The organism is Spongiivirga citrea, from assembly GCF_010671565.1.
Classification (GTDB): Bacteria; Bacteroidota; Bacteroidia; order Flavobacteriales; family Flavobacteriaceae; genus Spongiivirga; species Spongiivirga citrea.
Window position 1 is genome coordinate 724,627 of record NZ_JAABOQ010000001.1, and the last position, 23,537, is coordinate 748,163.

At 36.5% G+C, this 23,537-nt stretch carries 22 protein-coding genes; 17 read left to right on the plus strand and 5 right to left on the minus strand.

The features are described from left to right. Positions 1-114: 114 nt before the first annotated feature. From GWK10_RS03350 to GWK10_RS03360, 3 genes are all read left to right on the plus strand, one after another. Positions 115-1,272, plus strand: coding sequence for a 5-(carboxyamino)imidazole ribonucleotide synthase (locus GWK10_RS03350; protein WP_164029475.1), 1,158 nt, complete (start codon positions 115-117; stop codon positions 1,270-1,272). A 6-nt stretch (positions 1,273-1,278) separates the two neighbouring features. After that, the gene (gene purE / locus GWK10_RS03355) at positions 1,279-1,764 is read left to right on the plus strand and encodes a 5-(carboxyamino)imidazole ribonucleotide mutase (protein ID WP_164029476.1); all 486 of its coding nucleotides are present in this window, start codon (positions 1,279-1,281) and stop codon (positions 1,762-1,764) included. Between the two features lie 232 nt (positions 1,765-1,996). Continuing rightward, positions 1,997-4,036 (plus strand): M3 family metallopeptidase, encoded by a 2,040-nt coding sequence (locus GWK10_RS03360; RefSeq protein WP_164029477.1) that lies wholly within the window; start codon positions 1,997-1,999, stop codon positions 4,034-4,036. A gap of 49 nt (positions 4,037-4,085) precedes the next feature. On the opposite strand, the gene GWK10_RS03365 is transcribed toward GWK10_RS03360, so the two are convergent. Next, complete coding sequence (locus tag GWK10_RS03365; RefSeq protein WP_164029478.1) at positions 4,086-5,315, minus strand: glycosyltransferase family 4 protein; 1,230 nt, start codon at positions 5,313-5,315, stop codon at positions 4,086-4,088. An 84-nt stretch (positions 5,316-5,399) separates the two neighbouring features. Between GWK10_RS03365 and GWK10_RS03370 the strand changes: the two genes are divergently transcribed. The 5 genes from GWK10_RS03370 (at position 5,400) to GWK10_RS03390 (ending at position 8,918) form a co-directional block, all read left to right on the plus strand. Then, positions 5,400-5,903 (plus strand): GbsR/MarR family transcriptional regulator, encoded by a 504-nt coding sequence (locus GWK10_RS03370; protein ID WP_164029479.1) that lies wholly within the window; start codon positions 5,400-5,402, stop codon positions 5,901-5,903. 397 nt (positions 5,904-6,300) lie between these two features. Next, positions 6,301-7,125, plus strand: a complete 825-nt coding sequence (locus GWK10_RS03375) for a DCC1-like thiol-disulfide oxidoreductase family protein (RefSeq protein WP_164029480.1) — start codon at positions 6,301-6,303, stop codon at positions 7,123-7,125. After that, complete coding sequence (locus GWK10_RS03380) at positions 7,122-8,045, plus strand: TIGR01777 family oxidoreductase (RefSeq protein WP_164029481.1); 924 nt, start codon at positions 7,122-7,124, stop codon at positions 8,043-8,045. The genes GWK10_RS03375 and GWK10_RS03380 overlap by 4 nt, the downstream gene beginning before the upstream one ends. Positions 8,046-8,083: 38 nt before the next feature. Then, positions 8,084-8,638: a sigma-70 family RNA polymerase sigma factor gene (locus GWK10_RS03385; RefSeq protein WP_164029482.1), complete on the plus strand. Its 555-nt coding sequence runs from the start codon at positions 8,084-8,086 to the stop codon at positions 8,636-8,638. Between the two features lie 16 nt (positions 8,639-8,654). Then, entirely contained in the window at positions 8,655-8,918 is a 264-nt protein-coding gene (locus tag GWK10_RS03390) for a hypothetical protein (protein WP_164029483.1), read from the plus strand. A gap of 14 nt (positions 8,919-8,932) precedes the next feature. Here GWK10_RS03390 and GWK10_RS03395 read toward each other — a convergent pair whose 3' ends face one another. After that, on the minus strand, positions 8,933-9,769 hold the full coding sequence (locus tag GWK10_RS03395) for a UbiA prenyltransferase family protein (RefSeq protein ID WP_164029484.1): 837 nt from the start codon (positions 9,767-9,769) through the stop codon (positions 8,933-8,935). A 125-nt stretch (positions 9,770-9,894) separates the two neighbouring features. Between GWK10_RS03395 and gcvP the strand changes: the two genes are divergently transcribed. Next, on the plus strand, positions 9,895-12,744 hold the full coding sequence (gene gcvP, locus GWK10_RS03400; RefSeq protein ID WP_164029485.1) for an aminomethyl-transferring glycine dehydrogenase: 2,850 nt from the start codon (positions 9,895-9,897) through the stop codon (positions 12,742-12,744). Between the two features lie 117 nt (positions 12,745-12,861). Beyond that, positions 12,862-13,449 carry a hypothetical protein gene (locus tag GWK10_RS03405; RefSeq protein WP_164029486.1) on the plus strand — a complete coding sequence of 196 codons (588 nt, stop codon included), beginning with the start codon at positions 12,862-12,864 and terminating at the stop codon, positions 13,447-13,449. Here GWK10_RS03405 and GWK10_RS03410 read toward each other — a convergent pair. From GWK10_RS03410 to GWK10_RS03420, 3 genes are read right to left on the minus strand one after another with little or no spacing between them, the layout of a single operon-like run. Further along, positions 13,446-14,456: a glycosyltransferase gene (locus tag GWK10_RS03410; RefSeq protein ID WP_164029487.1), complete on the minus strand. Its 1,011-nt coding sequence runs from the start codon at positions 14,454-14,456 to the stop codon at positions 13,446-13,448. The two genes, GWK10_RS03405 and GWK10_RS03410, sit on opposite strands and share 4 nt — an antisense overlap. A gap of 6 nt (positions 14,457-14,462) precedes the next feature. Then, positions 14,463-14,996 carry a hypothetical protein gene (locus GWK10_RS03415; protein ID WP_164029488.1) on the minus strand — a complete coding sequence of 178 codons (534 nt, stop codon included), beginning with the start codon at positions 14,994-14,996 and terminating at the stop codon, positions 14,463-14,465. 12 nt (positions 14,997-15,008) lie between these two features. Next, a complete protein-coding gene (locus GWK10_RS03420) occupies positions 15,009-16,166 on the minus strand; it encodes an MFS transporter (protein ID WP_164029489.1) in 1,158 nt (385 codons plus the stop codon). Positions 16,167-16,259: 93 nt separating this feature from the next. Here GWK10_RS03420 and kynU point away from each other — a divergent pair, with 93 nt between their 5' ends. From kynU to GWK10_RS03455, 7 genes are all read left to right on the plus strand, one after another. Next, positions 16,260-17,528 carry a kynureninase gene (gene kynU / locus GWK10_RS03425; protein ID WP_164029490.1) on the plus strand — a complete coding sequence of 423 codons (1,269 nt, stop codon included), beginning with the start codon at positions 16,260-16,262 and terminating at the stop codon, positions 17,526-17,528. A 3-nt stretch (positions 17,529-17,531) separates the two neighbouring features. Continuing rightward, positions 17,532-18,143: an FMN-binding negative transcriptional regulator gene (locus GWK10_RS03430; RefSeq protein WP_164029491.1), complete on the plus strand. Its 612-nt coding sequence runs from the start codon at positions 17,532-17,534 to the stop codon at positions 18,141-18,143. Positions 18,144-18,146: 3 nt separating this feature from the next. Then, positions 18,147-19,562: an FAD-dependent oxidoreductase gene (locus tag GWK10_RS03435; protein ID WP_164029492.1), complete on the plus strand. Its 1,416-nt coding sequence runs from the start codon at positions 18,147-18,149 to the stop codon at positions 19,560-19,562. A 3-nt stretch (positions 19,563-19,565) separates the two neighbouring features. Then, positions 19,566-19,970 (plus strand): RidA family protein, encoded by a 405-nt coding sequence (locus tag GWK10_RS03440; RefSeq protein ID WP_164029493.1) that lies wholly within the window; start codon positions 19,566-19,568, stop codon positions 19,968-19,970. A gap of 21 nt (positions 19,971-19,991) precedes the next feature. Continuing rightward, on the plus strand, positions 19,992-21,431 hold the full coding sequence (locus GWK10_RS03445; protein WP_164029494.1) for an aldehyde dehydrogenase: 1,440 nt from the start codon (positions 19,992-19,994) through the stop codon (positions 21,429-21,431). Positions 21,432-21,502: 71 nt separating this feature from the next. Next, positions 21,503-22,288 (plus strand): SDR family oxidoreductase, encoded by a 786-nt coding sequence (locus tag GWK10_RS03450; RefSeq protein ID WP_164029495.1) that lies wholly within the window; start codon positions 21,503-21,505, stop codon positions 22,286-22,288. Positions 22,289-22,372: 84 nt separating this feature from the next. Then, complete coding sequence (locus GWK10_RS03455) at positions 22,373-23,470, plus strand: amidohydrolase family protein (RefSeq protein WP_164029496.1); 1,098 nt, start codon at positions 22,373-22,375, stop codon at positions 23,468-23,470. Positions 23,471-23,537: the final 67 nt, after the last annotated feature.

The window sequence follows — 23,537 nt, forward strand, 5'->3', positions numbered from 1 at the left end:
TATTTGGGTTACGCCCATATAAAATCAAATTGAACGCTAAAAAAATTGATAAAACTGACGACTCCAAGAATTTATTAATAACGTATTTTTGTGTGCATCATTTAAAATTACCCTGTGACTGATTACTTTTCATCGCATTTTAAATTAGGAATTCTAGGTGGCGGACAACTAGGTAAAATGCTACTTACAGAAACTAGAAAATTTGATATTTACACTTCCGTTTTAGACCCGAGTCCTAATGCCCCTGGGCAATTCGCTTGCAATGATTTTGCGCAAGGCAGTTTACAAGATTTCGATACCGTATATAATTTCGGAAAAAAGGTCGATGTTCTAACCTTTGAAATCGAATTAATAAATGTCGAAGCACTAGAACGGTTGGAAAAAGAAGGTGTAATTGTATACCCATCTTCTAAAACGATAAAAACTATTCAAAACAAAGCAGTACAAAAGCTATTTTACCAAGACCACAATATTCCCACAGCGCCATTTTCGCGTTATGCTTACGTCCATGAAATAGATACGGCTTTAGCGCACGAAAGCCTTTCGTTTCCTTTCGTATGGAAAAGTGCTCAATTTGGATATGATGGTAAAGGTGTAAAAGTGATTAAAAATTATGATGATTTAAAAGGTTTACCCGAAGGAGAATGTATTGTTGAGGAGAAAGTAAATTTCAAGAATGAGCTAGCGGTTATTGTTGCTCGAAATCCTTCAGGAGAGATTAAAACCTATCCCGTTGTTGAAATGGAATTTCACCCAGAAGCCAATCAAGTTGAATATGTAATCTGTCCGGCAAGAATTAGTGATGAAGTGGCAAAAAAAGCCAGGTCAGTTGCTTTGAAAGTAAGTGAATCTTTCGAGCACGTTGGGCTTTTGGCAGTCGAGCTTTTTCAAACTCAGGATGATGAAATTTTGGTAAATGAAGTAGCACCTAGGCCACATAATAGCGGGCATTACAGCATTGAAGCATCATATACATCGCAGTTTGAACAACATTTACGCGCTATATTAGATCTTCCTTTAGGTAAAACCGACAGCAAAGCTGCTGGAGTAATGGTTAATTTAGTTGGTGCAGAGGGGTTTGAAGGCGAAGTCACCTATAAAAATATTGAAGAGGTTCTTAAAATGGATGGGGTCACACCCCATGTATATGGTAAGAAAACAACACGACCGTTTCGAAAAATGGGACATATTACCATTGTAGATGCGTCGTTAGATAAGGCAAGGCAAGTTGCCCAGAAGGTTAAAAGTTTAATTGAAGTAATTTCAAAATAGGAACAAATGAGTAAAGTTGGAGTTATTATGGGAAGTACATCAGACCTTCCAGTAATGCAGGAAGCTATCGATATATTAAAAGGCTTTGATATTGAAGTCGAAGTCGATATTGTATCCGCACACCGCACACCAGAAAAGCTGTTTGAATATGGCAAAAAAGCTCATACAAATGGCTTTAAAGTCATAATTGCAGGTGCCGGAGGGGCAGCTCATTTACCAGGAATGATTGCTTCTTTGAGTCCATTGCCTGTTATTGGAGTTCCTGTTAAATCAAGAAATTCAATCGATGGCTGGGATTCAATACTTTCAATTTTACAAATGCCACGAGGTGTCCCTGTTGCAACGGTCGCACTAGACGGCGCAAAAAATGCTGGGATATTAGCAGCTCAAATAATTGGCACATCTGACAAATGCGTTCTCGATAAAATTTTGGTATTCAAAGAGGGACTAAAACAAAAAGTGATTGATGGCGCAAAAGACCTAAAAAAGTAACAACAAAAAACCCTGATTATTCATCAGGGTTTTTACGGGCTATTAATCAATTAAACACCATTTAGTAAAACTAAACAACCATCTAATGAACTCTTTAATAAGCATTTCGCTTAAACGACTATCTCAAGTTTGAGATCAAAATTCATCTATTAGTTGGAGTTTTTAAAAAAGTAAAGTATAATATTTTGGCTTTTCGACCAAAACCCTTAAAAAGTCGATTAAATACATTAAAATGAATTATTTACTACACAAATTCTCAACCAAACATAATACAGCACCATTTTCTAAAATAAAAAACGCCGATTTTTTACCTGCATTCAAGGAAAGCATAAGTCAAGCACAAAAAGAAATCTCAAAAATCACAGGTAATGAGCAAAATCCAGATTTTAAAAACACGGTAGAGTCACTGGAATATTCAGGAGAACAACTTAATCGTATTTCTAGTATTTTCTTTAATCTGAACTCGGCAGAGACTAATGATGAAATTCAGCAAATAGCTCAAGAGGTGTCGCCTTTACTTTCTGAATTTCAAAACGATGTCACACTTAATGAAGCTCTATTCAAACGAGTGAAATATGTATATGATAATGAAGATAGATCTGGATTAACAGCTGAACAACTAACACTACTCGACAAAAAGTATAAAAGTTTTTCAAGGAATGGTGCGAATTTACCAGAAGATAAAAAAGAACAGCTAAGAGAAATCGACAAACAGCTTTCCAAACTCAAACTCACCTTTGGTGAAAATGTATTGGCCGAAACCAATGCGTTTGAAATGCATATAAAAGATGAATCGGAGTTATCTGGACTACCAGAATCGGCCTTAGAAGCCGCTCGAACATTAGCAAAAAGTAAGAAGTTGGATGGATTTGTTTTTACACTGGATTATCCAAGCTATATTCCCTTTATGACTTATGCTGATAATCGGGAGCTCCGAAAAAAAATGGCTTTGGCTTTTGGGTCAAAAGCCTTCAACAATAATGAGCATGACAATCAGGAGAATGTTTTAAAAATTGCCAATTTAAGGCATGAGCGTGCAGCTTTGTTAGGGTATCAATCACATGCACATTTTGTTTTAGAAGAACGCATGGCCAAATCGCCTGAACAAGTAATTACCTTTCTAGAAGAACTTTTAGTAAAAGCAAAACCCGCAGCCGAAAAAGAGTTTAAAGAACTTACCGATTTTGCAAGAGAACTTGACGGAATTGATCAACTGCAAAAATGGGATGGCGCTTATTATTCTGAAAAATTAAAACAGAAATTATTTGATTTAGATGATGAACAGCTGAAACCTTATTTTAAACTTGAAAATGTAATTGATGGGGTTTTTAAAGTTGCTCAAAAATTATTCGGACTACAGTTTAAAGAAGTCGATACTATTGACAAATACCATGAGGAAGTTAAAACCTATGAGATCTTAGATGATAATAATCAGCTAATATGCGTTTTTTATGCCGATTTTCATCCTAGAAAAGGGAAAAGAGGCGGCGCATGGATGACACTTTTTAAGGGGCAGCAAAAACGAAATGGAGTTGATGAGCGACCCCATGTATCGAACGTATGTAACTTTACCAAGCCGACCGAAACGAAGCCGTCATTATTAACCTTTAATGAGGTTACAACGCTATTTCATGAATTTGGTCACGCCTTACACGGTATGCTCGCCAATACAACCTACCCAAGTCTTGCAGGCACTAATGTATATTGGGATTTCGTGGAATTACCAAGTCAAGTTTTAGAAAATTGGTGCTACGAAAAAGAGGCTTTAGAATTACTTGCCTTTCATTATAAAACTGGAGAAGTAATTCCAATGGAGTTGGTTGAAAAAATCAAGAAATCGGCAACTTTTCAAGAAGGAATGAAAACCTTAAGACAGTTAAGCTTTGGCATGCTCGATATGGGTTGGCATGGTAGCGACCCAAGTTCCATTAAAAATGTGAAGGAATTTGAAACAGCGGCATTCGCTGAAACATCATTATATCCCGATGTCCCAGAAAATTGTATGAGTACTTCATTTGCTCATATTTTTCAAGGTGGATATTCATCTGGGTATTATTCTTATAAATGGGCCGAGGTATTGGATGCCGATGCTTTTGAATATTTTAAAGAAGAAGGTATTTTTAATAAAGAGGTCGCGACCAAATTTAAGGATCATGTCCTTTCTAAAGGAGGTACCGAAGACCCTATGGAATTATACAAACGTTTTCGTGGAGCAGAACCAAAGCCTGAGGCTTTATTAAGACGTGCTGGACTTATCGGAGTTAAGAGTTAAGAGAAATACTGCTTTTGGAATTTTTAGATCAATTATTTCGGGCTTGAGACTACTTGTTCTTCTCCTCAATCCACTTTGCCATATACTTTGTGCTTTGTAGCTGATGATGAGTTAATAGCTGTCCAACAGTGTTTTTTTCTCGATGCTGTCTTAGATTTAACAATAGCTCATTTAGTCGGTCAACAAAAGCCATTTGGTATTTTGATTTTGAAAAGTGATCATTAATGGTGCTAAAACCAATTTTTTGAGCTCGTTTCCACTCTGCTTTATCGTTATATAATAGAGCAGCTTTTGTTGCAATTTCCTTAGGATCATCTGAAACATAACCAGGCCAATTGTCATTAATTGACATTCCTTCTGCGCCAATTTTTGTTGTAACAATGGGCGTTCCGTTATTCATTGCGTCTATAAACTTACCTTTTAATCCAGCGCCAAAACGCAAAGGAGAGAGGCAAACTCGCGCCTTACTCATTATATTGCTAACAGCTTCGGCTCGTCCTTGAATTAAAAAACCCTCTTTTTTATTATGCAGTCGTTGTACTTTTTCATAACCATACGCACCATAAATATTGATAACGATATCAGGAATTTTTCTCCTGATTAAAGGCCATACCACTTCCTTTAAGTAAACTACACTATCAAGATTTGGTGGATGTAAAAAATTACCAACAGTTACAAAGCCCGTTCTATCATCAAAACTAGGAAGTTCTTGCTGCCTCGTCGCCGAAATTGAATCTTGAAAAAATGGAATGTAATGAAGCAAATAGGATGGGAAATCGAATTTATTTATCAGCAAATAATATTCAAAAGAAGAAATAATTAAACTTAGATCACATCGATACATGGCGGCCACTTCTCTTTTAAAATGATCGTTTAAAAGGTCTCTTTTCTCAGCTACTGTTTCATTTTTAAAAGCCACTTCTCTCCCCTGTCGAAGAAAGTGCAAATCCTCTGTATCTAAAATTCGAAGCGCATCGGGGCAATGCTCAGCAACTCGCCAGCCAAACTGTTCTTCAATCATAAATCGATCAAACATAACAGCAGTTGGCTGCAATGCGCTTATAAACAAATCAAAACTGGAGTCGTTTAATACTATCTTCTTTATGGTGACTCCGAGCTGCTCTAAATTGAATTCAAAACCTGAAGAATCAGCAGCAGTGGCAAAAGTAATATCCCATTTATCCTCAATAAATAATTGAATAAGCTGAAGCATTCTAGAACCCGCTGCGGTTGAAGCGGGTTCGGGAAATACAAAGCCAATTATTAATAATTTCTTCATGAAAACAAATGTACTATTTAGATATCGATAAAAATGAACTTTCAATAATTATTGAAAGTTTAAAAATTATCATATATTTGTCCTATGACTTACAATGAAGCGAAAGATAAATTTATTCAAACTTGGGGCGCGTTAGGTACAACTTGGGGTATTAACAAAGCAATGGCGCAAATTCAAGCCTTGCTTTTTATCTCGACTGAGGCGTTGACTATGGAAGAGATTATGGACGAATTACAAATATCACGTGGAAATGCAAGCATGAATTTAAGACAGCTAATGGACTGGGGAATTGTATTCAAAGAATCGAAACGTGGGGAACGAAAGGAATATTTTACCACAGAAAAAGACGTTCAAGAACTGGCTAGACAAATTGCCAAAGAACGAAGTCGTCGTGAGATTAAACCAGTAATTAAAGTACTAAAAGAACTTTCTGATATCAAGAAGGACGGATCTGCTAAGAATGATGAATTCATCAAGCAAACAAAATCGTTGTACGAACTTGCCGAAACGGCGGATACAATGCTAGAAAAAATGGTAAATCACAAGCAAAACTGGATTACCAAGTCGATATTTAAAATGATCAAATAATATTTTTTTTAATATATATATTTCAATAATTTCTGAAACTTTAAAATAAAAGAAAAATGAAAACAGTTTATAAATTAAATCTCTGCATCTATATAATTACCCTTGGGTTGTATTTAACTATCTATTTTGGTTTGCTCAGCCAAATACTTTTGGGCGTACTTCAACTAATCATCTTCTTCTGCTTATTATTCACTTTAAAAAGATACTCTCTTGAAAGTATTAAACGGATTTCTATATACGGAGTATTGGTGCTTTTCTACTTCCTAGTTGCCTTTATCATAAAAGAAAACAACTTTTCAGGTGCTTTTTATGTATACATAATGTATTGGACTTTAATCCCCATGTCTTTAGCTACTTTCTTTCTTTTTATTACTTATAGACTAAAACAAGAGCACTCATGAAAACACTTACAAATCACACCTTAATATATGACAGCGATTGTCCTTTATGTGTTGGATACACAGATTTGTTTATAAAAAACAACATGTTGGATAATCAAGGAAGAAAAGCTTTCGCTCAAATAAATGAAGAGGAATCAACTTTACTCGATATCAAACGAGCTCAAGATGAAATTGCTTTGATTAATAAAAAATCAGGTGTAGTCACTTACGGCTTAGAAAGTATGCTGCTGGTTATCGGAAATCGGTACAAATGGATAGAAACACTGGCAAGAATTCCTATTCTATTCTTCCTATTAAAAAAACTGTATAAATTTATTTCGTACAATCGTAAAGTAATCGTGCCAACTCAAAAGTCGACTACGGCAATTGAGTGCACACCATCTTTTAGTATTCGGTATCGATGGTATTTTATCTTATTCAGCGTATTGATATCTACACTGGTGTTACATCAATACTTTTTGTTAATACCGAGTATTATTTCATCAACTGGTCTAGAAAAAGCATTAATCATGTGTGCTTTACAAGTGCCATTTCAAGCATTAATGCTTCGGTTAACTACTAGAAACTATATCCTGACATATTTAGGAAATATGATAGCGATCTCGCTTATTGGTTCATTATTATTGCTCCCAATACTATTAGCAAGCCAATTTATTTTTCCTGGTGAGGCGTTTCTAATAGCATATTTCATACTCGTTTTTGGTTTTATGGTGTTATTTCATATAAAGCGAGTTGCTAATCTCGAGCTCCCACCCTATTTAACACTAAGCTGGATAGTATATCGGTTACTATGGATTCCAATTTTAATTCAATTTATATGAAAAAGATGGTCATCGCAGGTGGTACTGGGTTTTTAGGTCAGATACTCGCTGAATACTATAAAAATAAATACGAAACGATTTTCATTCTCTCTCGAAGGAAAAAAGATTCCAATGGTAATATTAATTATGTACAATGGGATGGAAAAAGTAAAGGCAGTTGGTTTTCTCATTTAGAAAATGCCGATGTGCTCATCAATCTTACCGGAAAATCGGTTGATTGTAGGTATAATGAGAAGAATAAAACGGCAATACTAAATTCTAGAGTCGACGCAACAGAAATTCTAGGCCATGCTATTAGGATATGCGATAATCCACCAAAAGTTTGGCTTAATTCTTCTACAGCAACTATATATCGCCATAGTATGGATAAAGAAATGGACGAAGAAACGGGCGAGATTGGTACTGGGTTTTCCGTAAGTGTGGCTACATCTTGGGAAGAATCATTCTTTAGCCAAATAACTCCCAAAACAAGAAAAGTAGCCTTGCGTACCGCAATTGTATTAGGGAAAAAAGGTGGCTCTTTAAAACCTATTGTCAATTTAGTAAAAGCTGGTTTGGGAGGAAAACAAGGCTCAGGAGATCAATATTTTAGTTGGCTGCACGAAGATGATTTCGCAAATGCAATTGAATATATCATAAGCAATAAACATTTAGACGGAGTCTTCAATCTTGTCGCGCCAAAGCCAGCAACTAACAAACAGCTTATGGGAAGGATTCGTTATCTATTAAAAATTCCATTTGGTATGCCACTTCCAAAATGGCTTTTAGAAATTGGTGCTATTATGATTCGAACTGAAACCGAACTTGTATTAAAAAGTCGACGTGTAATTCCGAAAAGATTAATGGATGAAGGCTATTCATTTAAATATGGTGATTTAACAAAATGCATGAATCATCTACTGCTAAACAAGAAAAAATGAAATAATTATTTTACATTTGGGTGGTCTCATAAAGCATTATGACGAAAGAAAAAATAGAACCGAACAAATGGATAGACCGCTATGCGGATTATCTTTTTAACTACACTATAACCCGTGTAAACGATCGAGAGATTGCACAAGACTTAGTACAGGAAACATTTTTCGCTGGTTTAAAGTCAATGAAAAATTTTAAAGGAGAAGCAAGCGAGCGAACTTGGCTAGTTTCGATTTTAAAAAGAAAAATCATTGATCACTATAGAAAAATAAATAGTAAAAAAGGCCAAGCTGAAGTACGAATAAACTACAATAGTAGTGAGGAAGGTGAAGGCGATTGGCTCGAAGAGCGTGTTGCCGACCTTTCCGATCTTGGTGCAGCGGGTAACATGGAAAATGAAGAGCTAGGAGATGCCATAAACAACTGTATATCTAAATTACCTGAAAAACAAGCGGCGGTTTTTAAAATGAAAACACTGCAAGGCTATGAAACCGAAACTATTTGTAATGAATTAGATATTACCGCGTCTAATTTGTGGGTAATAATCCATAGAGCACGAACTGCATTAGCGGAGTGCCTAGAAGAAAATTGGTTTTAAAAAAAGAATTATAACAATGGCATATAAGAAAAGTGTCTTATTTATTAGCTGCGATGAAGCCAAGCACATTTGCGACAAAGTCCAATACGGTGAAGCAAGTGGATGGGAAAAGTTCAAATTGAACCTAAGACTATCATGGTGTAGATTTACAAAAGCATATAGTAAGCGTAATAACAAGTTATCAGAATTAGTTCAAAAAGCTGAGGTTAAGACGTTGGATAACGATCTTAAAAACAAGATGCAAAAAGAACTAGAAAGAGAATTATCAAACAGTAAGTAGTATTGAATAAAAAATTACTTTAAAATTAAGATGAGTACTAACCAAAATATGGGAATTCCTTCTACCCACAATGCACTGTAATACTTGTTCTGTTTAGGAGTACTTCGAATTAGCAGTACAGATAAGAGTAGTAATACAAATAATGAAATACCCACTTGAAAAGTGGAAAAATCATCCCTAAAAAATTCCAAAGCGAATAGAATTATCACCAAAAATAATGCTATTCGTTTTGTTCTTTTTATACCTATTTTTTGAGGTATGGTTCCCAATTTAATACTATCATATTTCATATCTCTAATTTCGAATGGAATCATCAATAAAATGACCCATAGAAATCGTTGCGCAGTTTCAATCCAAACATCATGATATAGCGCTATTCCCATTTCAAAAAAAGGTAGGATTACTGTAACACCAGCCCAAACCAATGCAATCACATAAATTTTAATACCACTTATGCTTCGTAAATTTTTGTTCTCATCAATTGGACTTAATAGTTTAGGTACAAACGGTATAGCATAGAAAAAAGTGATTGCAGCAAAAACTGCCACTAACTTTATAGTGGGCATTGATAGCTGAAAGAAAAAATATACCATCAATACAAAACAGAAAAATGAGAAAATCTGAATGATACGCAAACTTTTAGTAAGACTACGATGATGAAATTTCGCTACCCCAGCGTATTTAATAAAATTATAACCTGTAATTGTCGAAAAAAAAACAAAGAACAAAAGCTCGTACTTATACATAATGTTGAACCTTTCTTGTGTAATTACTAAAAAAGAAACAACAGATAAAGCAACATGAATGCTACTATTTAAATAAAACTCTAAAAGTCGAGTAAACCACTTCATTAAACAAAAATACAGCTTATGTTAACAACCGCTTATTTTGTGAAAAACTTGCCTGTATTTGTCTATCGAAAACGTTATCAAACGAACCTTTTTTGGTTTATTTTTGCAGGACTAATTGTTTTTTAATGAATACGCACCTATTCGCCAATCGCCATATAGGCCCTACGGAAAATGAAAGAGATTTAATGCTCAAGGCTTTAAATCTTGATACTATTGATCAGTTAATGTTTGAGACCATTCCTGATAATATTAAATTAAAGGAGCCTTTACAACTTGACGACGCACTAAGTGAATTTGAATACACCAAACATATCAACGCACTTGGGGCTGAAAACAAAATTTTCAAAAGCTATATTGGCCTTGGATATCACGCAGCTGTTTTACCTGCTGTTATTCAGCGTAACATTTTAGAAAACCCAGGTTGGTACACGGCTTATACTCCGTACCAAGCCGAAATTGCTCAAGGTAGGTTAGAAGCATTGCTAAATTACCAAACCATGATCACCGATCTAACTGGTATGGAATTGGCCAATGCCTCGCTTCTAGATGAATCAACTGCTGCCGCAGAAGCAATGACCTTATTGTATTCAGTTAGAGAAAGAGCCCAGAAAAAAAATGATGTAGTAAAATTCTTTGTTTCAAGTGAAGTATTACCGCAAACTATATCCTTATTAAAAACTAGAGCCGTTCCATTAGGAATTGAATTGGTTATTGGTGACCATGCCGAATTCGATTTTGATGAATCATTTTACGGTGCCCTATTGCAATATCCTGGCAAAACAGGACAAGTTTTTGACTATCGCGACTTTGTTTCTAAGGCAAAAGACGCTCAAATTAAAGTTGCCGTTGCGGCTGATATAATGAGTTTGGTCTTACTAGAGGCCCCAGGTGATTTTGGTGTTGATGTTGTTGTTGGTACCACACAACGTTTCGGAATTCCTCTTGGATATGGTGGACCGCATGCTGCTTATTTTGCAACTAAAGAAGCCTATAAACGAAATATTCCAGGGCGGATTATCGGTGTAACAAAAGACACTAATGGGGAACGTGCTTTGCGAATGGCATTGCAAACTAGAGAGCAACATATAAAAAGAGATAAGGCAACTTCAAATATTTGTACGGCTCAAGTATTACTTGCCGTAATGGCTGGAATGTATGCTGTTTATCATGGCCCCAAAGGCTTGACTCATATTGCAAAAACAATAAATGACAATGCTGCGGCCCTTACAGATGCGCTTGAAAAAATGGGATTGTATCAAGCAAATGAGTCCTATTTTGATACTATTCAAATAAAAGCAAATGCAGCTAAAGTAAAAGAGGTTGCCGAGAAAACTGAGGTGAACTTTTGCTATCCAGATACGGAGACAGTTACTATCTCAATAAATGAGACGACATCAACGGAAGATCTTAATGAAATTGTATCCATTTTCGCTAAAGCGGAAAATAAATCTGCAGTTTCAATTAAGAATGTATCAAATTCAAATACCATTCCGGAATCCTTGCAACGCTCCTCAGAATTCATGCAGTTGGATGTTTTCAACTCATATCATTCCGAGACTGAATTAATGCGTTACATAAAAAAATTAGAACGAAAAGATCTTGCTTTAAATCACTCGATGATCAGTTTGGGTTCATGTACTATGAAATTAAACGCAGCAGCTGAAATGTTGCCATTGAGTAACGCCCAATGGTCTAATATTCATCCATTCGCACCAATAAATCAAGCTAATGGATATCAAAAAATAATTAAAAAACTAGAAGAACAATTAACTGAAATTACCGGTTTCGCTGGCACATCATTGCAACCCAATTCGGGAGCTCAAGGCGAGTTTGCAGGATTAATGGTAATACGTGCATATCATAAATCAAGAGGAGATCACCACAGAAATGTGGTGTTGATTCCTTCTTCTGCTCACGGGACCAATCCAGCATCAGCAGTTATGGCCGGCATGAAAGTAGTGGTAACAAAAGCCATGGACAACGGTAATATTGATCTTGAAGACATTAAAATTAAGGCAGCTGAATATGCTGATACCCTTGCAGGATTAATGATTACCTACCCCTCTACTCACGGAGTTTTTGAATCGGCAATTAAAGAAATTACACAAACCATTCATGATTTTGGTGGTCAAGTTTATATGGATGGCGCCAATATGAACGCACAAGTAGGCTTAACAAATCCAGGGTCGATTGGCGCTGATGTTTGTCACCTAAACCTTCATAAAACATTCGCTATTCCTCACGGTGGTGGCGGACCTGGTGTTGGACCAATATGTGTTGCAAAACACCTAGTGCCATTTTTACCAACGAACCCACTTATTCCAACAGGTGGCGAGCAAGCAATCGATGCTATATCAGCAGCACCTTGGGGTTCCGCATTAGCTTGTTTAATTTCCTACGGATATATTACTATGCTTGGCGAAGCTGGACTTAAAAAGTCAACAGAATATGCCATTTTAAATGCAAACTATATTAAAGAACGTTTAAAAGACCACTACCCAACATTGTATTCTGGTGAAATGGGACGTGCAGCGCATGAAATGATTATTGATTGCCGCCCGTTCAAGGAACATGGTATCGAGGTTGTTGATATTGCAAAGCGTTTAATGGATTACGGTTTTCATGCGCCAACAGTATCTTTTCCAGTTGCTGGTACAATGATGATTGAGCCAACTGAAAGTGAGAATTTAGCAGAGCTAGATCGCTTTTGTGATGCGATGATATCCATCAGAAAGGAGATTGATAACACTGATAAGGACGATTCTAATAACATCTTAAAAAATGCGCCGCATACTTTGGCAATGTTAACCGCAGATGAATGGGATTTACCCTATTCAAGAGAAAAGGCAGCCTATCCACTATCATATTTACACGAAAACAAGTTCTGGCCATCAGTACGCCGCGTTGACGATGCTTATGGCGATCGAAATTTAATTTGTACTTGTGCGCCGATCGAGGCTTATGCTGAGGCATAAATTAGATTTGGGTATTGAGATATTAGATAAGCCTTTCTGTATATTTATTATACGGAAAGGCTTTTTCTTTTGCTCCAATGTTAAAATGTTTATGTTTGACAAACTTTTAATTGCATCATGAATTCTTTCAAGCCTCTTTTTACATCAATTATTCTCTTACTTTTAACCAATAGCTGTCTCGATGGTTTTAAAACTTCTCCCGAAAAATTGTCTCCAGCTAAAGACTTTCAAGAGGTAAACATACAGGACAAGTACATCATTTCAGTGCCTAATTACATGAAAAGCACCACTATTTTAAATGATGAAGCATCTATGCAATATATGAATGCCCTGAAAGAAACTTATATGGTGGTAATCGATGAAGACAAAGCCCAAATGATAGAAGCCTTAAAAATGGTTGACGAATACAAAGAAGATCAATCTGTACTTGACAATTACGCTAGATTTCAGACTACATCGATTATGGAAGGATTAAATGTAGGCTCGCAGTCAGAGATCAAATCAGTTACAGTTGATGGCAAATCAGCCCGAGTTTTTGAAGCGGATGGGCGTTTGGATGGCGTACCCTATGATATTCAATATATTTTAGGTTTTACTGAAGGTGAAGAAGATGTGTATATGATCATGACATGGACGTTGAAGAGTAGAGCCGAGAGATATTCTGGGACCTTGCGTCAAATAATTAAATCGTTTAAAGAAATCTAGTCAACATCTATCAATTCAAGTAATTGATTTTCTCGAATCGTGATGTCATAATTCGATTTACAATGCTCTTGGATTTTTGGAAGATACTCGGTTCCGTTTTCAAGAGCATTTTGCAAGGTTTTCTCAAAGGCTTCGATAGTCAATTTATCAAAAACCAGCGCGTCAGTATTTATAATTTCTTTTGTCGTTTCAATACCATAACCTATGGGAATGCATCCTGACAAAATTCCCTCTACCAAGGCAATTCCAAACGATTCGATATAGGAAAATTGCAAGTAGTGTTTTTTGGTTTGAAGCAACTTCAAAAGCTCATTATGATTTGTTGGAGGTAATATTTCAAGATTTTCTAATTCAAAAGACTTAAGATACTGAGCTGCCCTGCCAAAAGGACCGACTACCATGAAATGTTCATCAGGAAACGCTTTAGCCACCTCCACTAAAAAATCCGCTCCTTTTATCTTTAGGCGCCTCAGGTCTTCCACTTTATATATCGTTATGAACCCTGCTCGTTCAGACTCTACTTCAATAATACTTTCGACAGCCACACCATTATAAATTACCTCGGATTTGTTAAAAACCTTTTCCCCTAAATTCTCTTGTGTTAGAGCCGCTGTATATTGACTTACAGGCAACACCTTTTTAGCTAATAATGCAATTTTCCGAATAAAATAACTGCGCCAAGGTTTGATATGCGCTCCATAATTAAACTCAGGGTTCTTATCCGCATCAAAACCTCCGATTACCAAATAGCTTTGCTTTCCGTAAAGCTTAGCGAAAAATAAAGGCCAAAATCCATGATAATCAGCAAACCAACAAAACACAAAATCGAATTTACCTAGATTAAAAAGACAATACCAAAAGGATTTAAAAAGTTCCCAAAAAAGAAAAATGGGGTTTTTAGGCATTTTCATTTGATACTGACGCATCTTAAAATACTTCTTTAGTAACTCAAAATCTTGAGTTATAAAAGTAGTTTGATGTCCAGAAATAAAAAGCCCTTTTTTCATCCTTCACTAATCGTCATCATCATTAAAAAAGTCTAAGGGATCAAAAGGCAAATCGTCATCAGGGTCATGATCATCGTAATTCACTCCCGGCGGATTGAATAAGCCCCAACGATCAATACTATAATTTTCAGGATCAAAAGTTTTCACCCATTCAGCAAATAGTATTCGAAACTCATCCACTTCATTACGTAAAATCTCCAAGTAGTCAACATCCTTAAAACCGAGTGAAACTAGACCCGTAGAATCGGTTAATAACTCCCTTGCAGATTTTCTAATAATGACTGCATTTTCCATTTGAATATCATAAAGATCAGCACTTACGGCTCCAGCAATTTTTGCAGGGATAATGCTTGCATTTTCGACCATATAGTCAATATGAGTTGCTATAGCATCCCTTTCATAATCGCTTAAACCCTCTTCTTCTTCTGCATCAATTTTCTCGATACGCATTACGATATCGTAAATCGCTTCCGCCTTTTTATACACTGGCAAATCCCCCCAATTTGCTCTATTTTCATCAAAATCATCATCGTCAAACATGGTACGATAGTATTATAATTTCTTATTAAAAAACAACATAATTGTCATCGCGATTGCCACTCCTATTAAAATTGCTGTAAAACTAATGCTTAAATCATATTGTTTAGATAACCAGCCTAAAAAAGCTGGACTTATCAAAAAGCCGACATAACCAAAACCAGCTACAAATGAAATCCCTTCAGCCGGTGATACCTCTTTACTTTTTCCTGCAAGGCGAAACAACTCCGGAATGACCACGGAAAAACCAAGACCCACAAATGCAAAACCAATAAGCGCTATTGTAAAATCGGCTAACAAAACTCCAATCAAACCAATAATTGCAATTAGACAACTAGCTATAATTAGTTTTCTTGCCCCAAATCGCGAGCTAATAGCATCACCAAAAAAACGCCCAATAGTCATGGTCACAGAAAAAGCCACGAAACCATAACCAGCAATTTTATCGGTTGATACCTTTACAATATCTAATAAATATAGCTTGCTCCAATGCTCGACTGCTCCTTCTCCCCCCATAATCAAGAATGCAATTATGGTCAGACCTAGCAGCGGTCTTAAAAGTTTTATATTGAACTTATTCTTCTCGCGAGTTACCTGTTTTCCTTTGATATTGATATAATTCTTTAGCAATAATACATTCGTAATAATTACCAAAATTGAGGCAGCCAGAATATGATGCAATGGAATTTTAAAATAGGTAATTATCAATGTACCAATACCTGCGCCGATCACGCCACCTAAACTAAAAAAGCCATGAGCAGCAGACATGAAGTGTACCTCATCATTCGTTTCGATTTCAGAAACAAGGGCGTTCATGGCCACATCTGTTAAACAAGCGAATAAACCCACAACATACAGTGCGAGGCATAATAGCACATAAGAAGATGCAACAAATGGAAATAAAAATACCAGCGAAAAAACAACAATCCCAGCAAAGGTGGTTTTTCCCAAGCCCAGCCGTTTGATGATTATTGATGAGAATGGCACCATAGATAAGGTCCCAGCCGCAATACAGAACAAGGCAATACCTACTTGACCGTCATCAAGAACAAGTTTGTTTTTAATAGTGGGTATATAAAGTACCCAAGTAGCTATTAAAATATTAAGAGATGTAAAAACCCAGGCAGGGGCAAAATATCGAAATTTCGATAGAATGAGTACTAGTGATTGCATACTCAAAAATAATCCAAATTGTATTAGCAAAATGAATTAAAAAAGACCGCAATAAATCGCTATTTTTGTTAGACCACCAATACTATTATTTCCTTGAGCGAGCACACCAAAGCTATTGAATTTGCCAAAGAATTAGACCTAGCTGATCCTTTAAACTCCTATCGCGATCGATTTCATATTCCAAAAGATAGTTCGGGCAATGAGCTCATTTATTTTTGTGGAAATTCATTAGGACTTCAACCCAAAACGACGAAATCATACATTGACCAAGAACTTCATGATTGGGCTAATTTAGGCGTTGAAGGTCATTTTGAAGCGACAAACCCATGGATGCCATATCACGAGTATTTGACCGAAGCAATGGCAAAAATTGTTGGGGCTAAAAAAAACGAGGTAGTGGTGATGAATACATTGACCACTAATCTTCATTTAATGATGGTTTCTTTTTACCGCCCTACCCCTACTCGATATAAAATTTTAATCGAGGGTGATGCATTTCCTTCTGATGATTATGCTGTGAGTTCTCAATTAATTAATAATAATATCGATCCTAATGAAGGTCTGATCAAATGGACGGCAAGAGAAGGTGAAGACCTTCCTAGACTAGAAGATCTTGAAGCTATTTTAAAAGATCAAGGGCATGAAATTGCGCTTATAATGATTGGCGCGGTAAATTATTATACAGGTCAATTTTTCAACTTAAAAAAAATAACAGAACTAGGCCATCAATTTGGATGTAAAGTCGGATTTGATTGTGCTCATGGTGCGGGTAATGTGCCGCTTGATTTACATGATTCTGGTGCTGATTTCGCTGTTTGGTGTTCATACAAATATTTGAACTCCGGACCCGGAAGTTTAGCCGGCTGTTTTGTGCATGAACGACATGCAAATGACAAAACGCTAAAACGCTTTGCTGGTTGGTGGGGTCATAATAAAAATACTCGTTTTAATATGCGCCATGGTTTTGATCCTATTCCAGGTGCTGAAGGCTGGCAGTTAAGTAATCCGCCTATTTTATCAATGGCTGCAATTAAAGCTTCGCTCGATATTTTTAATGAAGCGGGCATTCATAACATTACAAAAAAATCAAAAAAACTTAGTGGCTACTTGCAAAGTCTTATTACTAATATGCATAATGATCGTATTTCAATCATTACTCCTAAAGACGAAATACGGCGAGGTTGTCAAGTATCTATTAAAGTTAGTAAGGCTGACAAAAGTCTTCATGATAAGCTTACCGAAGCCGGTGTTATAACCGATTGGCGAGAACCTGATGTTATTCGCGCTGCGCCGGTGGCGCTTTACAATACATTTGAAGAAGTTTTTGAAATGGTAGAAAGATTGAAGTTCGTTTTAAATTAAAAGATGTACACACCTAAATACTATAAAAATGAAGACCTTGATGAGATATTGGCTTTCTTGAAAGCGAATAGCTTTGGTATTCTAGTTTCTAAAACGGAAAAACTTTTAGCCACTCATATCCCAATCGAGTTAATTCAAAAAGAAGACAAAAAATGGTACTTACAAGGTCATGTTGCAAAAGGAAATCCGCAATGGAATGATTTTAAAAATGAAGAAGTACTAGCTATCTTTAACGGGCCGCATAGCTACGTATCATCTTCTTGGTATGATTTTGAAGAAGTACCAACGTGGAATTATATCGCAGTTCATGTGTATGGAAAAATAAGAACTACCACTGAGGATGAGCTTTTAACAATGCTACATGCATTAGTAGATAAATATGAGGCGGATTCAAAAGACCCGATCAAATTGGAAAATTTATCCCCCAAAACAATACGTCAAATTCGCGGAATAGTAGGTTTTGAGATTGAGATTACCGATATACAAGCGACCTACAAACTATCGCAATCACATAGTGACCATAATTATCATAATGTTGTTGACGAACTTGCAAAAGTGCCTAACGAAGGTTCCAAAGAAATTGCTCAAATAATGAAGAAGAAAAGATCGAAGTAGCGAATGAAAAAAGATGATACCATATTAATTGTTGGTGCAGGCTTGTGTGGCAGTTTGCTGGCTTTGCGTTTAGGTCAACGTGGTTTTACAGTGAATGTTTATGAAAAGCGACCTGATCTGCGTAAAGTAGATATTAGCGCAGGACGTTCTATTAATCTAGCTTTTTCAGATCGAGGAAATAAAGGCATGAAATTGGTCGACCTTGAAGAAAAAGTAAAAGAATTATGCATCCCGATGAATGGGCGTATGATTCATGATAAAGAAGGTAATACATTCTTGTCCAACTACAGCGGCCGTGATTATGAATATATCAACTCGATTTCTCGGGGTGATCTTAATGCATTGTTATTAGACGAAGCAGAGAAACACCCTAAAGTGAATGTTCATTTTAATACCTCATGTAAGAAGGTAGACTTTGAAAATACCAAGGCCTATTTTAAAAATTACAATACAAAATCTGAGTTTACCCAAACGGCAGATGTTATTATCGCCACGGACGGTGCCGGATCAGCATTACGGAAAAGCTATTATTTAGAACGTAAATTCTTATTTAGTTTTTCACAAAACTACCTTACTCATGGGTACAAAGAATTAAGCATCCTTCCTACCGAAAACGGAGGTTATAAAACCTATAAAAATGCCTTACATATTTGGCCAAGAGGTGATTTTATGATTATCGCGCTACCAAATCTAGATGGCAGCTTTACCGTTACCTTGTTTTTAAGTTATGAAGAAGGTGAATACAATTTTAACAATCTCACCAATCCAGAAATCGTTACTGAATTCTTTAAAAAGGAATTTCCAGATGCTTTAGAGATTATGCCCAATTTGGTCGAGGACTTTTTTGAAAATCCGACAGCTCCATTGGGCACGATAAAATGCTCACCATGGCATTATAAAGGCAATACATTATTAATGGGTGATAGTGCCCATGCCATAGTACCTTTTTACGGTCAAGGCATGAATGCTTCTTTTGAAGATGTAGTTGAATTTGATGCAGTATTAGATGAAGAGCATGAAAGTTGGGAAGCAGTTTTTAAAGCCTATCAAAAACGTCGAAAAAAAGATACTGATGCAATTGCCGATCTTGCTATTGACAATTTTCATGAGATGAAAGATCATGTCGCAAATCCGATTTTTCAGGAAAAAAGAAAATTGGAAATGGCTCTTGAAGACCAATTTCCAAAAGACTATTCCTCAAAATATTCCTTGGTGACTTTTAATGAACATATAGGTTATCGAGAAGCCATGATAAAAGGTCGCGCTCAGGATGAAGCAATTTTAAATATGATTGCTGATGGTGATATTGAAATTAAAGATAATATGTCAAAAGAAGTACTTGCCGACGCTTTAAAAAGGGTACAAGAAGTAACCAATACCATTTTAAAGCATGACCGTATAGCCGAATTAAAAGAATAACTAATGGAAGAAAAGAAAGTTACGCCCCGAGGCGCTTACCCGCATACAAAGAGAGTTGGCGATTTTATTTTTGTTTCTGGAACCAGTTCACGCCGTGCAGACAATACTATCGCTGGAGTTGATATCATTGATGAGATGGGAACGAAGCGACTAAATATTGAAGTCCAAACACGTGAAGTCATAAACAATATCGAGAAAAATTTAGGAAATGAAGGCGCTACTCTAGCCGATGTGGTTGATGTCACCTCTTTTCTAGTTAATATGAATGACTTTGCAGGATACAATAAAGCCTATGCAGAGTTTTTTAATTCAGAAACCGGTCCAGCCAGAACAACAGTTGCCGTGCATCAATTACCACATCCCGATTTAGTAGTTGAGATTAAAGTGATGGCTTATAAGCCAGTTTAGAATTTAGAAACGTTGAAAAACATGACCATACAAAACTTCATAAATGGCGAATATATAAATCCAGTTGATAATAATTGGATAGATAACTATTGTCCAGCGAATGGTGAAGTGTATGGTAAAATCCCTGATTCTTCATCAAAAGATATTGAAACAGCGGTTGATGCAGCTGAAAAAGCATTTAAGCAATGGTCTAATACCAATATTGATGAGCGTAGTGCTATTCTTTTAAAAATTGCAGACAGAATTGAATCTCAAATTGATTTACTAGCTAAAGCAGAAAGCAAAGACAATGGAAAACCTGTTAATCTAGCAAAATCTGTTGATATCCCGAGAGCTGCAAGCAACTTTCGGTTTTTTGGGCATGCCATAACACAATTCGCTAGTGAGTCGCATGAAAGTATTGGTCAAAACGCAATAAATTATACCCTAAGACAACCATTGGGTGTTGTTGGCTGTATCTCTCCCTGGAATCTGCCTTTGTATTTATTCACATGGAAAATCGCGCCAGCAATCGCAACTGGTAACTGTGTAATTGCAAAACCCAGCGAGGTAACGCCAATGACTGCTTATTTACTTGGAGAAATTTGCAATAAAGCTGGATTACCAAAAGGAGTGCTAAATATTGTTCATGGGAAAGGCTCATCAACAGGTCAAGCTATTATTGAACATTCACAAATAAAAGCCATTTCATTTACTGGTGGCACAAAAACAGGAGCTCATATCGCATCTGTTGCCGCTCCAAAATTCAAGAAACTATCTCTTGAATTAGGTGGAAAAAACCCAAATATCATTTTTGCTGATTGTGACTATGATGAGATGTTAAGTACTACGGTAAGATCTTCCTTTTCTAATCAAGGGCAAATATGTTTATGCGGTTCACGAATCTTTATTGAAGAGCGCATTTACGAAAAATTCAAAGCCGATTTTATCCAAAAAGTAAGTCAGTTAAAGGTCGGAGATCCAGCCGACAGTAATTCTGATCTCGGTGCATTAGTATCTAAAGAACATTTAGATAAGGTAATAACTTACATAGCATCCGCAGATAAAGAAGGAGGAAGCATTTTGTATGGAGGAGAAAAAATAACGGTTTCCGGTTTGGAAGATGGTTACTACCTAAACCCGACAATTATTGAAGTTGAAAGTAATTCATGTAAACTAAATCAAGAGGAAATTTTTGGCCCTGTAGTTACCATAATGCCTTTTAAAAATGAAGACGAAGTTTTAAAAATGGCAAACGATACTATTTATGGTTTATCAACCACTTTGTGGACCAACGACCTAAAACGCACAATGCGAATGACAAAGGCACTACAAAGTGGTATTGTTTGGGTAAACACTTGGATGATGCGAGATCTTCGCACTCCTTTTGGTGGAGTAAAAAATAGCGGAGTCGGTCGAGAAGGTGGCTTCGAAGCACTGCGATTTTTTACCGAGACGAAGAATGTGTGTATTAAATACTAGAAACAAGACATAAAGAATCAAGAAAGGAACATCATGTCTGTATCCTGATTCTTAATTCAAATATCTAAAAAATGAATTTAGATCTAAATAACAAAAACGCCTTAGTCTGTGGCAGCACTCAAGGCATCGGAAAAGCAACAGCGATACAATTAGCTAAACTAGGTGCAAATGTCATATTGGTAGCAAGAAACGAACAGAAATTAAAGAGTGTTTTAGCCTTACTACCGAACAACAATCAACATCACAGTTATATCGTAGCAGATTTTAGGGATCCTGAGGAATTGCAACAAAAAGTATTGATAAAATTGCACGGATTAAAGGCTGTTCACATTCTTATTAATAACACTGGTGGTCCAGCTGGTGGTCCAGTGTACAGTGCAAAAATTAGTGACTTTGAGAGTGCCTTTACCCAGCACCTAAAATGTAATCATTTATTAGTGCAAGCGGTAGTCCCCAAGATGAAAGAAGTTGGCTATGGTCGTATCATTAATGTCATTTCCACATCAGTAAAACAACCCTTGCCCGATTTGGGGGTTTCTAATACTATTAGAGGCGCTGTTGGCAATTGGTCAAAAACACTTGCCAATGAACTTGGTGAATTTGGTATTACGGTCAACAATGTGTTACCCGGTGCTACAGAAACCGAACGGCTAACTCAAATTATCAATAACAAAGCAGAAAAAACAGGAAAAACATCTGAAGAAATTGCCAATACAATGAAATCAGGCATTCCCGCTAGGCGTTTCGCTCAACCTGAAGAAACCGCTAATGCCATCGCCTTTTTAGCAAGTGAAGCCGCAGGCTATGTAAACGGCATTAATCTTCCTGTTGATGGCGGGCGGACCAAATCACTTTAAAAATTACTACTAAGGAATTAAAGTAATCTTAACCAAATTAAACTTAAAGTTTAATATCTTTATTGGATTACTTAATCAACAAACATGAAACGTAAACTTCGCATTAACGGTCATTCGCACCTCCTGCCCTATCCGCATGAAATTCCGAAATTCATGAAGGATAAAGAGATTTTTTGGGTGGATGATGAGCGCAAGTTTATGCTGCAAAAAGGCTGGAAACGGCCTGTCACCGATTCTAGTTTCTTTTTAAATGAGAAGTTGGAATGGATGGAACGTTACAAGATTGATCATGCTGTCGTACTCAATCTTTCACAACTCTACGGAAACGGACTTCGTTTAGAAGAAATGAAACAAGCATTACGATTTCAGAATGATTTCAATGCCCGTATTCAACATGAAAACCCTTCAAAATTTACAACTGGTTTTGTAGTACATCCTGGATATGGACGCGGTGCAGTATGGGAAATCGAACGATGTGTTGAAGAACTTGGTATGAGTTTACTATGCCTACCAACGCATTATATGGACACTATAGGCACTTGGCGATGCATTTTTGATGAAGAGAATGAACGAATTTTTGAAGCAGCTGACAACTACGGTTTAGCAGTAGAAATTCACCCTTATGATGGTGAAAAATTTATACTCCTTGAAAATACAAGCTGGCGTTTTCACTTGATATGGATGCTGGCACAATGTGCAGATGCATATCATTTTTTGACACTAAATGGCTATCAGGATAAATATCCTAATATGCGTGTTTGCTTCGCCCATGGCGGGCAACTTGCTCAAATCAATCTCGGACGCCGTATTCAAGGATTTGATGGTCGACCCGATCTTTTTGAAGGTAAAGCGCACCCAAGAACCGCAGTCGGGCATCCAAATATATTTTTCGACACCTTGGTTCACGATACAGGATCATTAAAATTATTGGCCGAAAATCAAACTTCCAAACAAATTGTCATGGGCTTAGATGATCCTTATCCGCTAGGAGAAATGGAAAGTGAACCGCAATCATCCTATCCAGGAAAAATCCTCGATCTAGCCAAAGAACGTGGCATTTTTACTGCAGAAGAATGCGACGCAATTTGGGAGGATAATGTATTGCAATGGTTATATGGAGATAACACCACCAAAAAACAAGAATTAATAGACAAAATTCTCGCTCAGGAAGTATCTGTATAACGCCAATTTGGCATCTTTTTGACCATCCTAAAAACAAGTCTGTTTTTCCACAATTTTTTGTTAATAA